Origin of the sequence: Dehalobacter sp. DCM (genome assembly GCF_024972775.1) — a bacterium.
GTDB lineage: Bacteria > Bacillota > Desulfitobacteriia > Desulfitobacteriales > Syntrophobotulaceae > Dehalobacter.
In genome coordinates this window covers 978,703-1,002,014 of the sequence record NZ_CP092282.1, presented here as the reverse complement: position 1 = coordinate 1,002,014, position 23,312 = coordinate 978,703, and the positions used below count along the sequence as shown (strand labels likewise).

Here is a 23,312-nt window from a genome sequence, read left to right as displayed (position 1 = left end):
CTGTAAATACCTTGTTCTCATCGTGTTCGACTTGGCGTGTAAATGAAGTGCCAGAAGTTTACTTGCGTCGTTTTACCAGTCCGTTCAATTCTTCCATAAACTTCTGAATATCTTTAAACTGCCGATAAACCGAAGCAAAACGAATATAGGCAATCTCATCGATTTCAAACAATCGTTTCATGACGGCTTCACCAATAAGTTCACTGGGTACTTCACGATCGTTCAAATCGCGCATTTCTCTTTCGATATCGGTAGCCATTGTTTCCAATTGTTCAGCGGAAACCGGCCGTTTTTCGCAAGCCCTGTTTAAACCAGACAAGAGCTTATGCCGAGAAAATAGTTCCCTTCGACCATCCTTTTTCACAACACTCAATTGGAAATCTTCATATCGTTCGTATGTCGTAAATCGTTTGGTGCAGACATCACATTCCCGTCTGCGTCGGATAGCTGTTCCTTCCTCGATCTGCCTGGAATCCAGTACTTTAGTATCATCACTCTGACAAAAAGGACAGCGCAATACCCTCATCCTTCCTATAGCTGTAGTATCAACCTATATATTGTATATGTTTTATTTTACCAATACTATATCTAGTAAGCAATAGCTTTCTAAGGCGTTTTTATCCAAATAATTGCCGATAGATCGATTATGCTTACGTTTTGCTTTCTTTTTGGTATTGACGATTATTTACACTTAAATTTATGGTGTACAAACACACAACCCCATATGGCGCATATGCTTTAATGTAATTATTTACCATTATAACCACAAGGAGGAAATTATTATGGCTCTTGAACAATCCTCTTATCTTATACAAAAAGCAGCTCCGATTATTATGAGAGAGCTCCAGCCCTACATCACAGCCAAAATTAGCCCTTTTCTAACAGAAAAAGTCGGTATCCCTCTGGCTAAAAGAATAGGACTTCCGCTGGCTAAAAAGGTTGGCATCCCTCTCGCCCGCAGAAGCGGAACATTTTTGTTTAACCGTGTCGCTTACCCCATGATTAATAACGTGCTGTTTAAAGGAAATCTTTCAACACTTCTCGGAGTTCCTGGAACGCCCGTAAAGACACTGCCGTCAAATTTATCAACCCTAGTGCCAACTTCCGATTCCTCCAATCCGCCATCCCAGACGACATCCTCTGATCAGCCGCTTCAGGAGTCAATTCAATCCGTAAACAAAAAAGGTCTAGCCCGCATTTTTAGTTCGCGAAAAAAAGAAAACAAAAAAAATAAACGCAAGGATACAAAAAATTCTAAAACAAGGCACAACGCTGGGCCTTCGGGAAATTCAGGGCTGTTCGGAAGAAGAAACAGAAACACGCTGCTTAACTACAGCAATCATTTTCATCTCCCATCGGAAATACCAAATCCAATAACGAGTCCACCAACGAACCCGGGAACGCATTCGGTTAATCAGCATCAGCCATCACAGGTTCCACACTTTCCTCCAGCGCCGGAACAGCCAAATTCACCGATTTTTCATGAATCACAGGGTTTAGGTCCTAACGTGGATACGTCTTATCAATCCAGTCTGTTTAGCAGAAGGCGCTATAATTTTGACTATTAAACAAATTCAATGCTATGACAATCAGCAAATAACCTGTCACAATAAGAAAACACCTATAAAACATCTGAATCCACGACTTTAAGGCTGATCATAGCTGCCAATGCTGGGAATATTATAAAAAAATACGATCGAACAAATGAATAATAAAAAAGACCGCCCTCAAATCACTTGCAAGATTAGGGACGGTCTTTGATTATACCTCAATTTGTTGGCAACTTATAGAATATTACCGTAAAATATTGAAAATCCTGGCATTGGGATGTGAAAAAACAACGGCAGTAACCGAAGCCTCCGGATCCATCATCCAACTCTCCGTTAGTTCCAGCCCAATATCCTGCGGTTTGAGAAGCCTGAAAAGTTTGCCCTGTTCCTCCAGATCCGGGTATATTGGATAACCCGGTGAAACCCGGATACCTTGATATGTTATGGGGCGTTTCCCTGCTGAACCATTGGCGTTGGTTAACGTTGTGCGCATCTCTATGCCCCAAGCTTGGCGTATAATTTCATGCATTTTTTCCGCAAAACTTTCGGCTAGTTCCAGTGCCAGCACTTGAAGCAAGAAGGATTTTAAATACTCCCCTTCTTCCTTGTAAGCATGCGCCTTTTCCCTGATACCCTTGCCGGCTGTTAGCGCAAAGATACCGATGTAATCCGAATCCGCGATGTCTCGCACCGTTCCGTTGCCTATAATTTCAGGCTGTGGCCTGATAAAGTCAGCCAGACACAGACCTTTTTCCCCATTCGCTTTGTGCTGTCGCGGAAAGCGCAATTCCTCCAGAACAGATTGGCCGTCCCTGGAATCAAGAATGCAAATGGAATTGCCTGCAGCGTATGCAGGGTAAATGGCATAGACACCATGGACGGTGATCAATTTCTTCTCAGCAATTTCCTTAAGAAAATCCTCGACAATACACAAATATTCTTCGAACCTGAGCTGGTTCTGATCGTGTGCTTGTGCTGCAGCCAGCGCTTGGGCCGCCGTATTCAATTCTTCTTTCAACAGGTGATGCGGATTTCTTTTGACCCCAAGATAACGTCGGAGGATAAAGGGCAAATCAAGCGCTGGTATCAGTTCTTCCAGCGGATAATCCCGCATAAGGTAACGATCCGTGCTCTGCGGTCGATATAGCGGAAACTCCCACGGGTTTGCTGTATGGTCGGTTGACTCCTCCAAATCGGTTTCCGGAACGGGATCAGGCGCTTTTTCATTAGCTGCTGTTACTGTTTTTATACGCGTTTGGGTCTCCGCAATTGCCGTATACTTAGCGTGGGGGTTATTTTCACTATTTTTCATTACGTGATTAAGTAAGTTTAGACCGTCCATCGCATCCCGGGCATAAAGTACCGGTCCGCCGTATAGCGGTGCAATCCTTTCCTCGGTATATTTTCGGGATAATGCCGCTCCACCGAGTATCAAAGGCAAGGCTATACCGGCAGCCTGCAGATCTTGAGCCGTCAAAAGCATCTGCTGTACCGATTTGACAAGCAATCCGGATAGCCCGATAGCATCCGGCTGTTCTTGTTTTGCCGCCGCAATCAATTGCTCAGAGCTGACTTTGACCCCCAAGTTGATAACCTGATAACCGTTGTTTGATAGAATGATTTCAACTAAATTCTTTCCGATATCGTGAACATCGCCTTTGACCGTAGCTAAAAGAATCTTGCCTTTAATTGCTTCTTCCGCTTTTGCCATATGCGGTTTTAAAATGGTCACAGCCGCTTTCATGACCTCGGCACTCTGCAGGACCTCGGCGACGATGAGTTGGTTCTGGTTAAACAGCCTTCCAACTTCCTCCATTCCTTTCATCAGCGGACCATTGATAATATCCAGCGGTGTGTATTTCAGCATTGCCTGCTGCAGGTCGCTTTCCAGCCCGCTCTTCGTTCCTTCAACGATATACGAGGCTAACCGCTCTTCAAGTGTAAGCGTCGCTATTGATGTCTTTTCTACGGTCTGTTTCTCCCGGTAGTAATCCGTAAAAGCTTTTAATGTCTGTTCATTTGTAGTTAAAAGCAGCTCCGCAGCCAGTTTCCGTTCTGCCTGCGGAATGGATGCATAGCGTTCTAACTTTTCGGCATTGACGATGGCATAGTCTAATCCGGCCAGCGTATTATGATAGACAAAAACAGCGTTCAATACTTCTCTGCCTGCGGCAGGCAGACCAAACGAGACATTACTGACGCCCAGGATCGTTTTGCATTCCGGGTATTTTTTCTTAATCAGACGAAGTCCTTCGATTGTTTCCACAGCTGAGCCCAAATAATGAGTATCCCCGGTGCCAACCGGGAAGGTCAGCGGATCGAAAATAATGTCCGCAGCGGATAGTCCGAATTGGCTGACCAGCAGGTTATACGCGCGTTCGGCAACTGCCAGTTTTCGTTCTCTGGTCAGTGCCATCCCCTGTTCATCGATCAACCCGACAACGACAGCCGCACCGTATTTCTTCACTAGCGGCACAACATCATTAAAGCGTTCCAATCCGTTCTCCAGATTGATTGAGTTGATAATTGCTTTACCCTGGACCATACGAAGTCCTGCTTCTAAAACCTGTGGATCCGTCGTATCAAGCATCAATGGCGCTTTGACCTTATTGACAACCTGCGGGAGAAAACGGATCATATCCTGAAGCTCATCACGGTCGGGATTAGCGACACAAATATCAATAACCTGAGCACCCTTCTTAATCTGGTTCCGAACAATCTCCGACCCTTCTTCATACCGTCCCTCAGCAATCAACTCCTTAAATTTTCTAGAGCCAATCACATTCGCTCTTTCACCCACGATCAGGGGACGGTTTTCCTCTTCAGGCCAGAGTGGTTCCAGCCCAGATACACTGCTTTTCAGAGATAACCCGGTTGGGCGCGGTTTGCAGCCTGATAAAGCCCTAGCCAATGCCTGAATATGCTTGTCAGTGGTGCCGCAGCATCCGCCTGCAATATTGAGCCACCCATTTTCAGCGAAACGGGTCATTTTATCTGCGAACTCTTCCGGCGTTTGCCGATATCCCCCTTCTTCGTCAGGCAGTCCCGCATTCGGATAACAGCTAACTGCACAAGAAGCTATTCCCGCTATCGTTCTTAAATGACCTGTCATTTGGTCTGCCCCGCTCCCGCAGTTCATCCCTACCGCAAGCGGTTTTAAATGTTCGATAGAAATATATAACGCTTCTATATTTTGTCCGGCAAGCATCGTGCCTGTTGGTTCAATGGTTACTGATACAATTAGCGGAACACCACGACCGACCTCAGCTGCTGCCCGATTAATACCACACCCAGCGGCCTTGATATTCAATGTATCCGGACATGTTTCCACTGCAAACAGATCAACCCCGCCTTGGAGTAATCCCAGCGCTTGTCGGTAATACGCTTCTTCCATTTCTGCAAACGTTATATCCACAGAAAGCGATAGCATTTTAGTTGTTGGGCCGATTGATCCCGCCACATAACGCGGTTTGTCCGGCGTAGACCATTTTTCAGCAGCTTCACATGCCAGCCGCGCGGCCGCAGTATTAATCGTAATATCCTTTTGACCAAGCCCATATTCATCCAGGACGATTCGTGTCCCGCCAAATGTATTCGTCTCAATGATATCGGCTCCGGCTTCCAAATACGCCTCATGAATCCCTCGTATGATATCAGGACGAGTCAAGATCAGGATCTCATTGCACCCTTCGCTTTCAGGTCCGCCGAAGTCGGCTGTCGATAGATTTTTCATTTGGAGCATGGTACCCATTGCGCCGTCCATGACCAGCACTTTTTCCGCAATTAGGTCTATTAAGGTTTGTTTACTCATCAACACCATCTCCAATTCATTTTTTCATTCAAACCCAATATACAGCTGTGATATTTTCAGCCTCCGGGTTTAAAGATTTATCCTTTATTGTATCACCCGTTTAAGAATTCGTACAGAAAAAAAGTTGTAAGATCATCATCCTGTTATTAAAATGAGGTTAGCAAGACAATAAACATGCAAAAATCATTGAAATCATTCAGTTTCTTTTCAGATTAATGGTATATATTCATTGTATCAATAGGGGGGATTTGGTTTGGCCAACAAATTTAAAATACTGATTGTCGATGATGACGCTTCGATTCGTCAAATGCTGACCATGGGACTTAAACAAGAAGGGTACGATGTGCGCGCTGCAGAAAACGGGAAAAAAGCGATGGATACTATACCTGAGTTCGAACCCCATGTAATCATTCTCGATATTATGATGCCGGTTATGGACGGATACGAATTATGTGAGATCATCCCAGAAATATCCGGAGCTTCGATGATCATGCTGACAGCAAAAGACACTTCATCAGACATTGTCAAAGGTCTTCGTCTGGGTGCGCATGATTATTTAGTTAAACCGTTTCATTTTGAAGAACTCTTGGCCAGGATTGAGGTCCAGCTACGCAACCGTTTTCCTGACTTGTCGGGACAAAAAGAGATTGGGCGCTTTACAGTGGACGAGCTAAAAAAGATGATTCTGCTGGATAATCACCCCCTTCAACTTTCCCCAACCGAATATAAGCTTCTATCCTATCTTTTATGGAACACCAACCAAACGTTAAGCAAGGAGCAGATTTTGAATCATATCTGGGGTTATGATTTTGAAGGTGAAGATAACATCGTTGAGGTTTATATTCGTTATTTGCGTGAGAAGCTTGAAGATTTTGATCATAACATCATCAAAACGGTTCGCGGTTTAGGCTATCGCCTTCAGACCGAAGCTTAGTGACGACAGGAGCTGTTTTATGAAAGTCCATCCACTGGAGAATCTGAATATTTGGCGAAAATCCCTGGTCGGCCAGCTTCTGGTCCGTTTTTGGATTTGTCATATTATCTTTTTTTCGATGATTGGCTTTATCCAATATAATTCTATTAAGAATTCACTCTATCAGAGTGTCGAGCAAAATTTGCTATCGGACTACTTTTCCATTAAGAATAACATGCCGGGATGGATTCTAAACGATGAGCTTCCTCCCGGTAGATTTGCGGAACTTCGTCCAGGGAATTTTGTAGCCTTTTATACCAGCGATTACACACTCAAATCGATTGTTTACAGTTACGGACAACAAAGCTCTATCCCTAATTTGAATAGCAGCGGTTTGCCATTTGATCTTGCGGAAAAGGCACGAACCGGCGAATGCTTCACTTATGAGGATGATAAAAAGGTCAACTATATGTTTTTGGCTACAACGATATTAAACACGCCGACTTCGTTAAACAGTCTTCAGATGGAGAAGCCTGCTACAGCTCCGGCTTATGCCGGTTATGCCCTGATCGGTGAACCATTAACCCAAGAGGAAGCGATATTAAACAAGAACCTCCGTAGTTTTGTATTCAATGCGATTATTATTATCCTGCTCAGTACCTTTTTGACCGCACTTGCCCTGCAAAAACCATTAGAACCGCTGCTGATCATCTCCTCTACTGCCCGCAAAATTGCCAACGGCCGCTACGACCTGCGTCTTCCCACGATGAGTAATGCCGCCTCCGAGATTCTGCAGCTTCGGGAAACACTTAACCATATGCTTGGCCAAATGGAAAATGCTCTGAAAACCGAACGTTCAGCCAAGAATCGAATGGCACGATTTATAGCCGATGCATCGCATGAACTTCGTACGCCATTGACATCGATCAGGGGATTTTTAGAAATATTACAGCGGACCGGAACCACAGATAAAGAAACCCTGGAAACCGCCCATCAAACTATGCTTATTGAAACTGAACGTCTCATCCGACTGACGGAAGGACTATTAACCCTTAATCGGATCACCCAGGAAGAGAGCACCGATGGTCTGGTCCGGTATACGTCCAGTCTGGGTGATATTCTGCCGGAATTGCTCCCGTTACTTACCCCCCTGCTGCATGATCGTATCCTCATGCTCAATGGAAAAGATATCGTGACACTTGCCGAGGATGACCTGAAATCGCCGGATAGTGAACAGCTATTGCCCCTCAAGCCGGATGAGCTGAAGCAGATCCTGTACAACCTAATTAACAACGCCATCCAGCATACCTCAGCAGGCGGAATCATTTCGATCGATACCGGTATGGATAAGGGCAGGCTGCACCTCTCCATTAAAGATAACGGCGAAGGAATCGTTCCCGAGGATATTCCTCATATCTTTGAACGGTTTTTCCGCTCAGACCGCTCTCGGACCCACGAAAAAGGCCAGGGCTCCGGTTTGGGCCTGGCCATTGTCTCTGAACTTGTTCGTCATCGCGGCGGCGATATCCACGTTGAAAGTCAACGCGGTGAGGGCACTTGCTTTAGAATTAGTTTTCCTGTTATGACAGGATTAAGGCAATAATAAAACCCAGCATGATTCCCACGTTAGCATATTCACTATGTGAACTATGACTTTTTGGAATGAGCTCATCACTGGTGATGTAAATCATTGCCCCTGCCGCAAACGCCAGGAAAAACGCAATAAAAATCGTCGAAATATTCCCGATGAGCATCCCCATGGCGGTACCAACGACAGTCGATAAACCGGTCATTGTCGTAATGATAACAATCTTGCTTTTTCGAACGTTACTAAGACACAACGGCATAGCTACGCAAAGACCTTCGGCAATGTTATGTAAACCGATCGTTACCGCTGTCACCAGGCCCATATGATACGACACTTCACTAGTCGCACCGATAGCGATCCCCTCAGGTAGGTTATGCAAGGCGATGCCCAGCGCGATAAAGTAGCCCATCTTGGCATATCCGTCCCAATCTGCCTCGACCTTATGAATATGCGGCATAAAAATATCGACCATGAACAGAAAAAGCCCCCCAGCGACAAATCCTGCAATGGTAATGCCCGCGTTGCTCATATTCAAACTTGTCGGAATGAGACTTAAGGCCGATATTCCGATCATGATCCCGGAAGCAAAGCCTAAGGAAACCGAGAGAATCTTATGCGTAATGTTTTTGATTGAAATGGATATGACCGCGCCCAGACCGGTAATGAGTCCCGCTATCAATCCGTAAAGCAGAATAGAAATAAAGATCACTCCGAAATATAGTTATTGGCGTCATACATGATATCATCTAACAGATAAAATAACAATGATTTTAATAATAAAAAAAGACTGCCCGGTTCGATATGCGTAATCGTTCACGACAGGCAGTCTTTCTATGCGGGTACTTTTATTTCATGGTATGCTTCAATCAGTTCTTTTTCTCGACCGCTCTTTCCAGAATGCTGTATAGCCGGTTGACCATACTGCTGGGATCAATGATGAGACCGGCTGCGATCTGTGAATTTTCAAGAACCTGTTCGGCTGCTGCAGACGCGAAAAGGTCACCGGATTTTCGGAGTTCATTGATACCCTTAATTACGGGATGTTTGCTGTTGATCTCCAAGATTCCTGCAGGAATGTTATTCAAGTCTTTATTGACGATTTGCATCATCTTCTGCATGCTGTGAGTACCATAAGCACTTAACACCACCGCTGGACTGTCCACTAATCGTTTAGAGGCACGAACCTCAGTGACTCTATCACCCAATGTTTGTTTAAACCATTCGAGATACTCATTAAGCTCATCCCCTTGGATTTCACTTGCGCTGGCATTGTCCTCCTCAGGCATATCCGGCAAATCAGCGCTGTCCTGTTCAGCCGCAATCATTTTCTTGCCTTTAAAGTCAGGCAAGTTGCTGAGGATATAATCGTCGATCGGTTCATACGTATAGAGCACTTCGATTCCTTTATCCTTGAATATTTCCAGATAGGGGCCAGACTCAATGACCTGCCGGTTTGCTCCGCTGACATAATAAATTGCCTTTTGTTCGTCTCTCATCCGGCTGACGTAGTCTTCCAATGAGATTAACTCACCTTCGCCGGTCATATTGGATTCATAACGAAGCAATCGGACCAAGGCGTCGCAATGCGTATAGTCCGAAGCAGCGCCTTCTTTCAGGAATTTGTCGAATTTCCTCCAGAAATCATTATATTTAGCGGCATCATCCTTGGCCTTTTCCTCAAGGAATTTCAAAAATCGCGCTGTGACGACACGGTTAAGCTTCGCTATCAGCGCATTGTCCTGGAGCGTTTCTCTGGAGATATTCAGCGGCAGGTCGTCACTGTCTATGACCCCCCTGACAAAACGCATCCATTCGGGAACGATCGCTTCGGATTTTTCCTGGATCATTACCTTTTTACAATAGAGGTTCACGCCGCGTTCCATTTTGCTAAAACCAAACCGTTCAAAATTTTCGCCTGGGACAAAAAGCAGTGCTTTAATAGCCAAAGGTGCATCCGCAGTAAAATGCATCCGATATAACGGTTCGTCATAGGCATTATCGATGTATTTATAAAATTCGGTATATTCCTCATCGCTGATTTCCGAGGCATTCTTCGTCCAGATAGCTTGTACGGTATTGACCTTCTCGCCGTTGACTTTGACCGGATAAGGAACAAAGCCTGAGTACTGCTTGATGATCCGATTGATTTCATCTGCTTTGCAGAAATCATAGGCGTTTTCTTTTAAATGGAGAACGATCTTTGTCCCATAATTTGTCTGATCACCCGGTTCAATGGAATAGCTGCCGGTCCCCTGAGAGGTCCATATCCAGCTTTCAGACCCCGGGCGGAATGAACGCGTGTAGATTGTCACTGTATCGGCAACCATAAAAGCCGAGTAGAAACCAACCCCAAACTGCCCGATCAGGCTTAAATCGGTATTTCCTTGCCCTACTTTCCCATACTCCGTCAACTGCTTAATGAATTCTTTGGAGCCGGAATGGGCAATCGTACCAAGGTTTTCAATCAGATCTTCGTGAGTCATACCAATACCGTTATCGGTGATTGTGATGGTGTGGGCCTCTTCATCCGTATCAATATAAATTTCTAGAGGCTGCTCCGCTTCACAGGTCTCATTTTCGGTGAGTCTGCAATAGCGCAGTTTTTCCGTAGCGTCCGCTGCATTGGATATGAGTTCTCTTAAAAATATCTCTCTTTCTGTATAGAGAGAATTAATAACAATATCCAACAGCTGTGTGATTTCTGTCTGAAACTCTCGGGTTTCAACATTGTTATTCATCATTACCAACCCTCCCAAAATGTGTTATGCGATGCTTCTGCATCATTAATGGCTAACTTTAAATATTATACCATGTTCTACACAGAATGCTAAATAAATGTAACGTATTGATTTATATTTTCTAAAAAAAGGATTTTTAAATGGTCTTAACGAAAATAATATCTCAATTCAATAAGATCCTAACTCGAATATAACAGTCGCACCAAACATAATGTATTAGTGCCGTTCCGATCTATTCTCAAGGTCATTGATTGTTATGGAATCAGTTTGATGGCGTATACGACATTCATTCTATTTTTAGGGAGGAAATCTGATGTCACAAAGAAAAATAAGCCTTGTTTATCTATTGGTGATTATCTTGTTGTGTGCCGGGATTCTTTCAGGCTGCGGCGGGGGGAAAACTGCAGACCAGAATCAGTCATCGTCGTCTCAGTCTGCAACGTCAACACCCAAACAAACCCAGACCGTGAAAGATGATAAGACAATTGTTGCTGAACTTATCAGCAAAGGCCAGACAATTAACGAAATGTCCTATGAACTCGTTATGGTTGGCGACGGAACAACTGCCGACAGCAAGGTCTGGTATAAAAATAAGAAAATGAAAGCCGAAACCACGATGAATGGTGTCAAAGGCACCTCTTATTTCGACTTTGCCAGCGGTGAATGCATCACCATTATGCAAAATATGGCCTTTAAAGTAAAAATTCCGGAATATGAAGGTGTAGACAACGCAACCCCTTTGGATTATGCTAATGGGCTGACGGATACCGCCTATACCGTCAACGGCACAGAAACGGTCAATGGTATGAAATGCCGAGTTATTACAGTAAGCAGCGAAGAATTCAACGCCAAGGAATGGATCAATGAAGAAAACGGCATGATCGTAAAAGTCCAACAGGAAGTGGACGGAAAAACAATAACCATGGAATTTAAAAATATTAAAATTGGTACCGGAACGGTACCCGACAGCACCTTTGATCTTCCGTCGGGTGTAGAAGTGATGGATATGAACGACCTGATGAATCAGGCCATGCCTGAAGCGGAGTAAAATTTATTGACTAATATTGCTTTTATCCAGTAAATAGAAATGGTAAACAAAGAACGAAGGTATCGCAGACCTACAAAAAGAGTAGTGTTAGCGATACCTTCGTTTAACTAAGCAAGGCACCCTATCCCATAACAGAGGGCCCTATAACTTCGCCCCAAACGACAGACGTCAGCTTGAAAATGACGTGTGGTACTGTGCAAGTCTGAATATGTGAAGAAATCAGATAGCTCCTCTGCCCTTTTCCGTAAGCTTCCACTGTCCCGTCACGATCTCTTTGATTTGCTTATCCTCTTTATTTTTCTTCGTGCAGCATACGCCGCATTCTCTGCATGTATCGTCAGCACAGGAAGCATCATCAAACTCGAGATATCCCATTCGCTCCAGATTCTTTAACATCTGGACTAACATATCAACACGAAGGTTCATCTTCTTGGCTAAACCGGTAAGAGAATTTGTTTCCTTTCCTGCAATTTCTTTGAGTACTCTGATCAGCATGATTTCCTCCGCTTATATAACTATTTTTATTTATATTTTGCCTTGACTAATTACCCGATTAATGATCCCAGCTGATAGATCAGCGTCGCCGCGGTCCAGCCGATTATCAGTGAATAGGCTACCGAAAGTATCGCCCATTGCCAAGAATTAGTCTCTTTCTTAATAATCGCGATGGTAGCGGCACAGGGTGAGTAGAGCAGCGTCATAACCATGAACGCGTAGGCCGAAAGCGGAGTGAAATAGAGTGGTAAAATTGCACTGAGGGTGTTCTCTCCCGTTCCGTAAACCATCCCCAGCGTCGCAATGATGGCTTCCTTGGCTCCGATTCCGACGACAAGAGATACCGCGGACTGCCAACTTCCAAAGCCGGCGGGCGATAATACGGGTGCAATAGCCGCACCGATCTTGCCCAAAACGCTCTCTGCGCTTCCAGGCTCAACACCAAACGGGAAAACCGACAGCGCCCAAAGCAAAATGACAATACCCAAGATCGTCGTGCCTGCTTTTTTAACGAAGGACTCTGTTTTTTCCCACATATGACGGAACAAGCTCTTTAATGTCGGCATGCGGTAAGGCGGAAGTTCCATAACAAAATAAGACTTTTCCTGTTTAAATGCCGTCTTGCTGAGCAACTTCCCGGCTGCGACAGCAACAATAATACCAAGCAGGTAGAGTGAAAAAATCACCAAGCCGGCAACGGGTAAAAAACCGATTTTTATGTCCTTGAAAAAAGCGCCTGCAAACAGCGCATATACCGGAAGCCTGGCGCTGCAGGAGATAAACGGACTGATGAGTATCCCGATCATTCTATCCTTCCGGGTATCCAAAGTCCGCGTAGACATAATTCCAGCAACATTACAGCCACTGCCCACAATCATCGCCACGGCAGTTTTGCCGTGGAGACCTACCGCCTGCATTAACCGGTCCATGACGTACGCCGCACGTGCCATATAGCCGCTATCCTCAAGAAAAGAGATTAGAAAATACATTGTAAACATCAACGGAACAAATACGAGTACGGAACCGACCCCGCCAATAAGGGCATCGCTTACAAATGAACGAAGCAGAAGCGGCGATTCCGCCATAAGTACAGAAACCCACTGAGCTAACATCTGAAAAGCCAGCTCGACATAGCCGCCTAGAAAATTATTGCCAAATCCCATCGTAAACTGATAGAGAACAAACATAATTCCAAAAAATAAAGGAATACCCAGCCATTTGTTTGTGACTACCGTATCGATCATGTCTGTGATATCTTTTTTTACTGTTTTTTCTCTCCGAACGCTGGCTTCGATAATCTCTGCAATACAACTATACCGTTTATCGGCAATAACCATCGCCGGCTCGAACCCCAAGCGATCGTTGACCATCTTTTTTTCGTTTTGAATAATTTCTCTGAGTGACGCATTACTATCGATAAGATTCTTTGCATAAGCGTCATCCTCCAACGCCCGCATGGCTAAATAGGTTCTCGTTTCTTTATCGAAGCTGCCTGTATCCGCAAATGCATCTGTCAGCGGTTTAAATTCGTTAATCAATCCCTTCCAATAATCAAGTACAGAAGTTCTCTTCAGTGTATCTTCAGCTAAAGCAGCTTCCAGAAGTTCTTGTATACCGATATTCTTTGTTGCTACCGTATTAATAATCGGAACACCGAGTGTTGCCGAGAGCTTTTCTTTATTGATGTAGATATTTTTCTTTTCTGCTTCATCTGTCATATTCAAAGCAACAACTAAGGGCATGTTCATTTCTATAAGCTGTAGTGTCAGGTACAAGTTGCGTTCCAAGTTGGCTGAATCAATGACGTTGATGATCATATCCGGTTTTTCATCCATAATGTACGCAACAGCAACGATTTCGTCCTCAGAACTTGCCGAAAAACTATATGTTCCCGGAAGATCGATGACGGTTATCTCTCTGCCATTCAAAAACGCGGTTCCCTCTTTTTTTTCAACGGTTACTCCCGGCCAGTTGCCGACATGTTGTCTGGAACCGGTCAAAACATTGAATAAACTTGTCTTGCCACAATTTGGATTTCCGACTAAAGCAATTGTGAAATTGTTATTTTTCATGTGCATCAAATCTTTTCCACGTCAATTTTTTTGGCATCACTTCGTCTGATCGCCAGTTGATAACCCCGGATCGAGATCTTGATCGGATCACCTAATGGCGCCTGTCCATCGACTCTGAATTCAGTACCTGCAATCAAACCCATATCAGTCAACTTTTTCTTAAGCAGTCTGTCCATATTGATTCTCACAATTTTCGCTTTCGTTTCGACAGGTATCTTATCCATGGTTAGTTGGTCATTGGTTAACATCTTTTTTCACTCCTTAAACAGAGTCAAACCATATATAATTTTTTAGTGATAATGATTATCATCTTCGTTCATAATATAACTCAAATTGCCCTTTTCGTCAATTTATTTATTCGAAATTTGTTAAATAACAGTGTACTCTAAATTTAAAATCAGATAGTAATAACGGTATCCTTTTTAGAAAAACCATTGCGTTGTCATCCGGCAGTAATAAATGCTATACTGCTAATATACTTTTGGGGAATATCACTTTAATCCGTGCGGAAGGGATGGTTTCTTTTGAATTTGTCAGTATACCTCGTCATCGGTCTCGGCGGGGCATTTGGCGCTGTCGCACGCTATGCCATGTCAAGCTGGATTTCTCAGAAATTTCTATACGCATTTCCATGGGGTACTTTTGCCGTCAATATGCTGGGATGTTTCATTATAGGAATTGTTTATGTTCTCGGTGTCGAAAACCTTATCCTGAGTTCTAATACCCGTTTATTTCTATCGGTTGGTTTTATTGGCGCATTCACAACTTTTTCCACCTTTAGTCTGGAGACTCTGAATATCATTAAGAGCGGGGATGTAAAGACTGCGTTATTCAACAGCATCGGCAGTCTCGTCGTCGGTCTGCTGGCGGTATGGCTTGGGATGGTTCTAACAAAACTAATTGTGAAGTAAACTGGCATTAGAAACTATCATGTTATTAATTTGTATGTGTTAATGTTAATAAGGAGAGGATCCCTAATGGTTAAAATATCCGGTCAAGCCCAAAGAATTCGGATTTATATCGGAGAAGCCAGCAAATATCATGGTGTAAATCTTTACCACGCCATAGTTTTAAAGGCCAAGGAGTTGGGACTGGCCGGAGCCACAGTTTTTAAGGGCCTCGAAGGTTTTGGTGCTAACTCTCGAATCAAAACATCGAAAATACTGGACTTGTCCAGTGATTTACCAATTATCGTCGAGGTCATTGACAGCGCCGAATACTTAAAGGAATTTCTCGCATTCTTGGATGATGCTGTTCAGGAAGGCCTAATAACCGTCGAGGATCTGGAAGTCAGAAGGTATTCACCTAAAAAAGGGAGATGATTCTCCCTTAGATTTTAGAATGGTGAAGATAATCAAGATAGTGAGTATACCTCGAATTTAAGGGTTCCCTTCTGCCGGAGGAGTAAAACAAAATATTCCCCTGGCCGCTGGAAGACAGGAGGTTCCTTTGCCCCAGAACCGTTTTTAAATAGCAGATCGTACCCGCGCTCCCATCAATGATATTGGTGCCTTCAGGAAATAACTGCTTCAAAATTCCTTTGAAATAGGGGAAGTGCGTGCAGCCGAGCACGACTGTACCATATTGGTCGAGGTCATAACCGTTAAGTCTACTCCTTAAATAGGTTTTTATTTCATCTGGGTCAAATTGAAATTCCTCAGCATAGGTAACAAGTTCAGGCAATGCCAGGCCGTCGACTAAATGATCGTGGTCTAGACGGGTAACAAGGTTTTGATACTTTTCTTCTTTAAGTGTCAATGGCGTTGCCATGACCAAGATCCTTTTCGAACAGCACTTTTCTACAGCAGGCTTTACTGCCGGTTCCATACCTAGAATAGGGAAATCATACCGTTGCCGCAGTGTATTTATCGCAATGCTTGTCGCCGTATTACAAGCGACAACCAAAGCCTTAATCCCCTCGGCTGCCATAAATTCAACCGCTTCCAAAGCGTAACGCAGCACGTCTTCCTTGCTTTTCGTCCCGTATGGAACATGATCGGTATCCGCATAATAAATATAATCCTCTTGCGGCAATTGTTTTAAAGCCTCATAAAGAACCGTGATGCCTCCGACTCCGGAGTCAAAAAAACCAATCCTCATTTACTTCACTCACCATCACGAATTATTCCTATAAATTATATACCATAAACTTGCTGATACAAAGGATACAGAAGATATTCTTTTATGGTTAACCATGGTAATAGCATAACCATGAAATAAGACACAAAATACAGAGCACAGAATTATTTAAGTACCTAATAAAATATGATGGGTGAAATAATTTATAAAATATGACGATTATATATAGAAAATGGTCAAAAAAATGTATAATAGACTAAAAGTTGTTGCCGAAGCTGAAAGAAAAAGTGGTGGATATTAATGCAAATAAAGCCGATAAACAAGAAATTAAAACTGTATGGATTTAACAACCTCACTAAAACACTGAGCTTTAATTTTTATGACATCTGTTACGCTTTAAGCCAAGACCAACATAAACGGTACATCGAGTATATTGATGAAGAATATAATGCCGATCGCCTTGTCAAAATTCTCACCTCGGTGGCTGAAATAATCGAAGCAAATATTTTAAATGTCGCTAATCAGGATTACGACCCACAGGGTGCCAGCGTAACCATGCTCGTTGCCGAAAATCAAATTATTAGTCAGCATGGTATTGAAATAACAGACACGGAGTCTCCAGGTCCCGATTCCCAAGCCTTAGTAGGACATTTAGATAAAAGTCATATCACTGTCCATACCTATCCAGAAAACCATCCTGACAAAGGGATCAGTACATTTCGAGCAGATATTGATGTCTCAACTTGCGGCCATATTTCACCATTGAAAGCCCTGAATTATCTGATAACCAGTTTTGAACCTGATATTGCGATCATCGACTATCGCGTTCGGGGATTCACACGGGATATCACCGGTAGAAAATATTTTATTGATCATAAGATCAATTCAATTCAGAACTTTATTTCAGAGGAAACCCGGAACCGATACCAAATGATCGACGTTAATGTTTATCAAGATAATATTTTTAATACAAAAATGCTTCTAAAGGAATTTGATCTGGATCACTATCTGTTCGGTGCGGAGAAAGATGAACTTTCTTCAAGCAAACGCCGAAGAATCAAACAACGAATCAAACACGAAATGACGGAGATTTTCTCCGGCCGGAACATATTCTAGGAGACAATGGGGACGTAGACTTTGTCCCCTTTTTCTATGCCAAGGGGACAAAGTCTACGTCCCCATTGTCCCCCGTCCCCATTGTCCCCCCTTATTTTATTTTAGATAAAGCATCTACATAAGCATGGGCGCTGGCGTCAATGACATCGGTGCTGATGCCCTTGCCGACATAGTAATTGCCGCCACTGAAAATCTTAACCGTGGCATTTCCCAAAGCTTCCTTGCCCCGGCTAACTGATTTGATGCTGTAATCCTCCAAACGGGCTTCATTACCGGAAATGCGATCAATGGCATTAAACACCGCATCCACCGGACCATTGCCGATTGCCGCATCGGTAACCTCTGCGCCTTCGATTTCTAGAGTAACAGCAGCAGTTGCCGACTGTGTTCCGGAAGTAGCAACGGATATCTTAATGATTTTTATTTTGCTGCCTTCGGGATTCGATGCTCCCATAAGTGCATGCAGGTCTTCATCATAAATCTCTTGTTTCTTATCGGCCAGCTGCAAAAAGTCATTGTAAATATCATTTAACCTATCATCTGCAATCAGATACCCCAATTCTTCGAGTCGGTGTTTCAATGCATGCCGTCCTGATCTCGCGCTAAGAATGATTTGATTTCTCGGCACGCCTACGCTTTCGGGGTCGATGATTTCATACGTCTGTTTCGCTTTCAGAATACCGTCCTGATGAATACCGGATGCATGCATGAATGCATTCACTCCAACGATAGCCTTATGACTGGGGACAGGAACACCGGTTATGCTTGAAACCAACCTGCTGGCCGAAGCAATTTCGCGGGTATGAACCGCCATATCGACGCCATATCGCTCTTTCTGGGTGCTAATAGCCATGATGACTTCCTCCAAAGCGGTATTTCCCGCTCTTTCACCAATACCATTGATTGTTCCTTCTACCTGATCCGCACCGGCCATTATACCGGCTAACGCGTTGGCGGTTGCCATTCCCAAGTCATTATGACAGTGTACGCTTATTTTAACCTGGTCACTATTAGCAACGTTATTTTTAATATACGCTACCAATTCACCAAATTCCCATGGCGTCGCATACCCTACCGTATCCGGGATATTGATAACCGTGGCCCCTGCTTTGATTACCCGTTCAAATATCCGGGCAAGAAAGGTGCGCTCACTGCGAAATGCATCTTCGGCGTAAAACTCAACATCATGCAGATATTTCTTAGCGTGGCGGACAGCCTCCTCAGCCATCTGAATTACTTCTTCCGGCTTTAACCTCAGCTTTTTCTCCATGTGGATCGGTGATACCGCAATGCCGGTATGAATCCGGCCGATTTCCGCCCCTTTCAATGCTTCAGCACAGATATCAATATCTTTTTTTATGCAGCGGGTAAGACCGCAGACGGTCACCCCTTTGAGTTCTCTTCCCAGTGTACTTACCGATTCGAAATCGCCGGGGGACGAAGCGGGAAATCCCGCTTCAAGAACATCAACGCCAAGCCGGACCAATTGCTGGGCAATCTCAAGTTTTTCCTTGACGTTTAAGGTAATTCCAAGGGATTGCTCCCCATCTCTTAATGTTGTGTCAAATAAATACAATCTACGCATAAATACGACCTCCAATATTTTTTTGATGATTGAATCGCTGTTCCCTTAATCAATGCATCCATGGTGAGTGAATAAAAAAACTCCGTCTCAAATTAATGAGACGAAGCTTACTTTCGCGGTACCACTCATGTTAACGGCCAAAGCCGTTCACTCAACAGGATGCGGGAAAAGAGCCTGGCAATTTTCCGATATCCCCTTCCTTTTAACGGTGGAAGTTTCCGTCCGGTCCTACTTCTTAATGGTTTCAGCCGGCAACTCTAGGGGGAGTTCAGCCTTTAGTCCTGACCGCTTCACACCAACCAGCGGCTCTCTGCACACGCACTTCGGGGCTTATTATTCCCTGTCATCGTCTTTCACGTATGATTTCTCTAAATCATACCAGCAGGAAATATGGCTGTCAAGACTACCGAATATATATTTTTCAAAACGGATTAAAACCTGGATGTGTTGGTTTAACCTCCAAGTGTAATGTCCTGAGAATCATACCAATTTAACGCATCATAAAAATGCTTCTCTTGAAAGTCCGGCCAATAGTCGTCGATGACGTAGAAATCAGCATAGACGCTTTGGGCAGGTAAGAACCCGCTAAGTCTTCTTCTTCCTCCCCAGCGAATTAAAAGATCCACCCTGGAAATATCATTGGACTTGATTCCTTTAGTTACTTTTTTTCTATGCTGCTGTGCCGCAAGCAGATTGCTCAAATCCCATTCCCAGCCGTAATTCACCAGAAAATTAACACGCATACCGCCTTTTCCCACGTTGGTTCGGCGTGTATAGGGCAGAAGCTCTCGAGGAAACATTTTTGATTGTGTATTACCCATTACCAGCAAAGATACATCTTCCTCAGCAATCATGGCGATGCTTTCAATGCAGGCTTGAATAAATGCTTTTGTTTGGGGTGCTGGTCTTTTTGTATTATCTACAGTAAATCCATAATAAGTCAGCTCTTTAACTCCCATGTCCCGGCATAACCTCAGTAATTTCAGACCGGGCTCCAATCCCTCCCGGTACCCCATTTCCTTCGGCAATCCCCTTTGTGCCGCCCATCTTCTGTTGCCATCGGGAATGACCCCGATATGATTAGGAATCCTCATACCGGTGCTCCTAACATCGTTTATTTTTACGATTTAGTATTGCACCATTCCCGTAGAATATTCAGATAGTCAAAAAAACATAAATAAAAAGACACGGGGTCTATGCCATGTCTCTTACCTTAACGGCTGTTCATCCTTAACCACCCTGCCGGGTCACGTTCTCCGGTTATCGTATACAACCCGTTTTTATTTTCCAGACGATATTTTTCCCTTGGCACCTCCGAATTCTGTTGAATCACTTCGATCCAGTCTTCACCAACACCGCAGATAATAGCAACATGCCCGTAGGCGCTTTCATTAAATACCAGAAGGTCACCTTCTTGGGGCTTTTCGTTGCCGCCGTTGTCATATTGGATGAGGTCTCTCTGCTCATTCAATTCTCCCTGACCCAGCATCGGATTAAAGAAGTATTTCGCGTTGCCGGCACCGTCAGGCATTTCATGATGGTAGACCTCGTAGTAGAAACGTTTAACAAACTCGACACATTGCCACTTATAACCGTAATAGTATCCATCATCACTATAGCTGAGGCCGTGGCTGGACATATAGTCTGTTCCATTGGAATAGACAGCTACGCCTTTATATTGATCGATTTTTGTTCCAGCAGCAACATCGGCCTGCCGGATCAGTCGAGACGCGTCTGCATCGCCCCGGGAGTGTTCGGAGGATTGTGCACCATAGCTTGATGCTGTCTGGATATCCTTTGATGATTCATCGGATAAGATTCTGGATCCGGTTACAATAGCTATTGCAAGGACAACCAATAATATGCCAAAACGCAATGACGTGTTATTTTTTCTACGGTAATATCTTGCGCTGTAATATCGCCTTTGATTTCTCATCATGATGCTCCTTTATGTCTATTCTGTGTGTTTTTCGTGATCGTGAGCTTAATCATAAGTCTTTCATTTGCACCATCATGATTATAACTATTTTAATGTACAGATCTACAAATACCGAGTAAGTACAGCCATTCACTGTACGTCCAAAAAGATTATATCTTTCTCTGCCCGATCTGGCAAGCCTGCCTGCCGTACTTAATTATGCAAAAATTGCAGAACCGGTAGTATAAAATATAAGGTTCGATTGAAACATAATAAAAAAAAGCAACATATTATCTAAAAATAAATTAATTTGAAAAAAAGTTTAAACGTATTATAATATTAAAGGTTACGAGAAAAAATTGAACTATTATTTAACTCTTTTTTGGTACGGCTTTGAAGAAAGCAAACCGAGAGAAATAATAATTGCTTCTCCTTGTTGATGGGTGAGAAGCAATTGTGATGTAATAGGATTCAAGTCATGACAGGAGAATGCCTTAATGTACGCAGAGAATCTAAGAAACCTGGCAATTATTGCCCACGTCGACCATGGCAAAACCAGCCTTGTTGACGTTATGCTCAGGCAGAGCGGTGCTTTTCGTTCCAACGAACAGGTCGAAGAGAGAATTATGGACTCTAACGACCTGGAAAAAGAACGCGGCATAACGATCCTTGCCAAAAATACATCCGTCAAATGGAACGGGATAAAAATTAACATCGTCGATACACCCGGTCATGCCGATTTTGGCGGTGAAGTTGAACGCGTCCTGAAGATGGTTGACGGCGTCCTTCTCGTTGTTGACGCGTTTGAAGGACCCATGCCCCAAACAAAGTTTGTCCTGCGCAAAGCCCTGGAACTTAATCTGAAACCGATCGTTGTCATCAATAAAATCGACCGGCCCGAAGCACGCCCCTATGAAGTGGTTGATGAGGTGCTGGAATTGTTTATGCAGTTGGGAGCAAACGACGAACAGCTTGATTTCCCGCTGGTGTACACATCCGCCCGCCAGGGAACAGCCGGCTATGAACCCAATGACATGGCTGAGGATTTGGTCCCACTTTTTGAAACTATTCTGAAAGAAATCCCCGCGCCGGAATCCTATCCGGACAGCCCGCTGCAAATGCTGGCAACGACCCTCGATTATAACGATTATCTTGGCAAGATCGCTATTGGCCGGATTTTCAGAGGGAAACTCACCGCCAATACGCCGGTAGCCGTCATCAAACGGGACGGATCCATCGAAAAAGTGAAAGTCGGCAAAATATTTACCTTTCAAAACCTGAACCGAGTCGACGTACCCGAAGCCGATGCCGGTGATATTGTAGCCATCAGCGGTATTCCCAATATCAATATTGGTGAAACGGTGGCCGATGCCCTGAATCCTGAAGCGCTGCCAACAATTGAAATCGATGAACCTACCCTGACCATGTTATTTATGGTCAATACCGGGCCAATGGCTGGTACGGAAGGAAAACACGTTACTTCACGTAAACTGCGGGATCGCTTGTTTAAAGAAATTGAAACTAACGTCAGTCTGCGCGTGGAGGAAACGGAAAGTACCGATTGCTTCCAGGTTTCAGGGCGCGGTGAATTGCACCTCTCGATCCTTATAGAAAATATGCGCAGAGAAGGATTCGAACTCATGGTTTCGAAACCGGAGGTTATTATCAAACATATCGATGACGTCAAATGTGAACCTTTTGAGCATCTTACCATTGATATTCCGGATTCCGCCATGGGAACGGTGATTGAAATGCTGGGCACTCGAAAAGCAGAAATGCAGAATATGATTACGATGTCCGGCGGAGTTACACGCTTGGAGTTCTTGATCCCGGCACGTGGACTTATTGGTTTCAGAGGCGATTTTCTGACCGAAACACGGGGAGAAGGAATCATGGCCCATGTTTTCCACTCCTATCAAGCCTATCGCGGTGATATTCAAGGACGCAGCCGCGGCGTGCTGATCGCCTCCGATCCGGGAGAATCCACCTCATATGCTCTCTTCCAACTGCAAGACCGCGGTCGGATGTTTATCGATCCCGCGACCAAAGTGTACGAAGGCATGATTGTTGGGGAAAGTAATCGCGAACAGGACATCGACATCAATGTTACCCGAAAAAAGCAGCTGACCAATACGCGGGCCAGCGGCTCCGATGATGCTTTGAGACTGGAGCCTGCAAGACTCCTGGGGCTTGAAGAAGCTTTGGAATATATCAATGATGATGAATATGTTGAAATTACTCCGATCAATATTCGCCTTCGCAAACGGTATTTGGAGAAGAATACGCGTACACGTATGGAAAGACAGCGAAACCTTGGCGGAAAATAAGTAATAAGAAAAAACATAGCCGGCACCGAGTTTTTGTCGCCGGCTATGTTTTTTTTGTTATCACGCCAAAGC

At 44.0% G+C, this 23,312-nt stretch carries 19 protein-coding genes and 1 other annotated feature; of the genes, 8 read left to right on the top strand and 11 right to left on the bottom strand.

Annotated features, from left to right (window positions below; all coding sequences use genetic code 11):
* Positions 1-58: 58 nt before the first annotated feature.
* Positions 59-517 carry a transcriptional regulator NrdR gene (nrdR, locus tag LPY66_RS04920; RefSeq protein ID WP_337986985.1) on the bottom strand — a complete coding sequence of 153 codons (459 nt, stop codon included), beginning with the start codon at positions 515-517 and terminating at the stop codon, positions 59-61.
* A 265-nt stretch (positions 518-782) separates the two neighbouring features.
* On the opposite strand from nrdR, the gene LPY66_RS04915 reads away from it, so the two are divergent.
* Positions 783-1,568 (top strand): hypothetical protein, encoded by a 786-nt coding sequence (locus LPY66_RS04915; RefSeq protein ID WP_337986984.1) that lies wholly within the window; start codon positions 783-785, stop codon positions 1,566-1,568.
* Positions 1,569-1,794: 226 nt separating this feature from the next.
* Here LPY66_RS04915 and metH read toward each other — a convergent pair whose 3' ends face one another.
* On the bottom strand, positions 1,795-5,361 hold the full coding sequence (metH, locus tag LPY66_RS04910) for a methionine synthase (protein WP_337986983.1): 3,567 nt from the start codon (positions 5,359-5,361) through the stop codon (positions 1,795-1,797).
* 253 nt (positions 5,362-5,614) lie between these two features.
* Here metH and LPY66_RS04905 point away from each other — a divergent pair, with 253 nt between their 5' ends.
* Complete coding sequence (locus LPY66_RS04905) at positions 5,615-6,295, top strand: response regulator transcription factor (RefSeq protein WP_337986982.1); 681 nt, start codon at positions 5,615-5,617, stop codon at positions 6,293-6,295.
* 19 nt (positions 6,296-6,314) lie between these two features.
* The gene (locus LPY66_RS04900) at positions 6,315-7,877 is read left to right on the top strand and encodes a sensor histidine kinase (protein ID WP_337986981.1); all 1,563 of its coding nucleotides are present in this window, start codon (positions 6,315-6,317) and stop codon (positions 7,875-7,877) included.
* Here LPY66_RS04900 and LPY66_RS04895 read toward each other — a convergent pair.
* Both LPY66_RS04895 and htpG read right to left on the bottom strand, forming a co-directional pair.
* Positions 7,855-8,571, bottom strand: coding sequence for a ZIP family metal transporter (locus LPY66_RS04895; protein ID WP_337986980.1), 717 nt, complete (start codon positions 8,569-8,571; stop codon positions 7,855-7,857). The genes LPY66_RS04900 and LPY66_RS04895 overlap by 23 nt on opposite strands.
* Positions 8,572-8,728: 157 nt before the next feature.
* A complete protein-coding gene (gene htpG / locus LPY66_RS04890) occupies positions 8,729-10,603 on the bottom strand; it encodes a molecular chaperone HtpG (protein ID WP_337986979.1) in 1,875 nt (624 codons plus the stop codon).
* A gap of 310 nt (positions 10,604-10,913) precedes the next feature.
* Here htpG and LPY66_RS04885 point away from each other — a divergent pair, with 310 nt between their 5' ends.
* Positions 10,914-11,648, top strand: a complete 735-nt coding sequence (locus LPY66_RS04885; RefSeq protein ID WP_337986978.1) for a LolA family protein — start codon at positions 10,914-10,916, stop codon at positions 11,646-11,648.
* Positions 11,649-11,867: 219 nt separating this feature from the next.
* Here LPY66_RS04885 and LPY66_RS04880 read toward each other — a convergent pair whose 3' ends face one another.
* Genes LPY66_RS04880 through LPY66_RS04870 form a run of 3 tightly spaced genes read right to left on the bottom strand, consistent with a single transcriptional unit; the run spans position 11,868 to position 14,463 of the window.
* Entirely contained in the window at positions 11,868-12,143 is a 276-nt protein-coding gene (locus tag LPY66_RS04880) for a FeoC-like transcriptional regulator (protein WP_337986977.1), read from the bottom strand.
* 50 nt (positions 12,144-12,193) lie between these two features.
* Positions 12,194-14,215, bottom strand: coding sequence for a ferrous iron transport protein B (gene feoB / locus LPY66_RS04875; protein WP_337986976.1), 2,022 nt, complete (start codon positions 14,213-14,215; stop codon positions 12,194-12,196).
* A 5-nt stretch (positions 14,216-14,220) separates the two neighbouring features.
* Positions 14,221-14,463 (bottom strand): FeoA family protein, encoded by a 243-nt coding sequence (locus LPY66_RS04870; RefSeq protein ID WP_337986975.1) that lies wholly within the window; start codon positions 14,461-14,463, stop codon positions 14,221-14,223.
* Between the two features lie 276 nt (positions 14,464-14,739).
* Between LPY66_RS04870 and crcB the strand changes: the two genes are divergently transcribed.
* Together crcB and LPY66_RS04860 are read left to right on the top strand one after the other, a co-directional pair.
* The gene (gene crcB / locus LPY66_RS04865) at positions 14,740-15,126 is read left to right on the top strand and encodes a fluoride efflux transporter CrcB (protein WP_337986974.1); all 387 of its coding nucleotides are present in this window, start codon (positions 14,740-14,742) and stop codon (positions 15,124-15,126) included.
* Positions 15,127-15,192: 66 nt separating this feature from the next.
* The gene (locus tag LPY66_RS04860) at positions 15,193-15,537 is read left to right on the top strand and encodes a DUF190 domain-containing protein (RefSeq protein WP_337986973.1); all 345 of its coding nucleotides are present in this window, start codon (positions 15,193-15,195) and stop codon (positions 15,535-15,537) included.
* Positions 15,538-15,544: 7 nt separating this feature from the next.
* Here the strand turns inward: LPY66_RS04860 and murI are convergent, their stop codons facing one another.
* On the bottom strand, positions 15,545-16,315 hold the full coding sequence (murI, locus tag LPY66_RS04855; RefSeq protein WP_337986972.1) for a glutamate racemase: 771 nt from the start codon (positions 16,313-16,315) through the stop codon (positions 15,545-15,547).
* Positions 16,316-16,594: 279 nt separating this feature from the next.
* On the opposite strand from murI, the gene speD reads away from it, so the two are divergent.
* The gene (gene speD / locus LPY66_RS04850) at positions 16,595-17,410 is read left to right on the top strand and encodes an adenosylmethionine decarboxylase (RefSeq protein WP_337986971.1); all 816 of its coding nucleotides are present in this window, start codon (positions 16,595-16,597) and stop codon (positions 17,408-17,410) included.
* Between the two features lie 91 nt (positions 17,411-17,501).
* Here speD and LPY66_RS04845 read toward each other — a convergent pair whose 3' ends face one another.
* The 3 genes from LPY66_RS04845 to LPY66_RS04835 form a co-directional block, all read right to left on the bottom strand.
* Positions 17,502-18,995: a 2-isopropylmalate synthase gene (locus tag LPY66_RS04845; RefSeq protein ID WP_337986970.1), complete on the bottom strand. Its 1,494-nt coding sequence runs from the start codon at positions 18,993-18,995 to the stop codon at positions 17,502-17,504.
* A gap of 93 nt (positions 18,996-19,088) precedes the next feature.
* Positions 19,089-19,351: a binding site (T-box leader), on the bottom strand.
* Between the two features lie 96 nt (positions 19,352-19,447).
* Positions 19,448-20,089 (bottom strand): polyprenyl diphosphate synthase, encoded by a 642-nt coding sequence (gene uppS / locus LPY66_RS04840; RefSeq protein WP_337986969.1) that lies wholly within the window; start codon positions 20,087-20,089, stop codon positions 19,448-19,450.
* A gap of 119 nt (positions 20,090-20,208) precedes the next feature.
* Positions 20,209-20,934 (bottom strand): CHAP domain-containing protein, encoded by a 726-nt coding sequence (locus tag LPY66_RS04835; RefSeq protein WP_337986968.1) that lies wholly within the window; start codon positions 20,932-20,934, stop codon positions 20,209-20,211.
* Positions 20,935-21,410: 476 nt separating this feature from the next.
* Between LPY66_RS04835 and typA the strand changes: the two genes are divergently transcribed.
* On the top strand, positions 21,411-23,240 hold the full coding sequence (gene typA, locus LPY66_RS04830; RefSeq protein ID WP_337986967.1) for a translational GTPase TypA: 1,830 nt from the start codon (positions 21,411-21,413) through the stop codon (positions 23,238-23,240).
* Positions 23,241-23,312 lie beyond the last annotated feature (72 nt).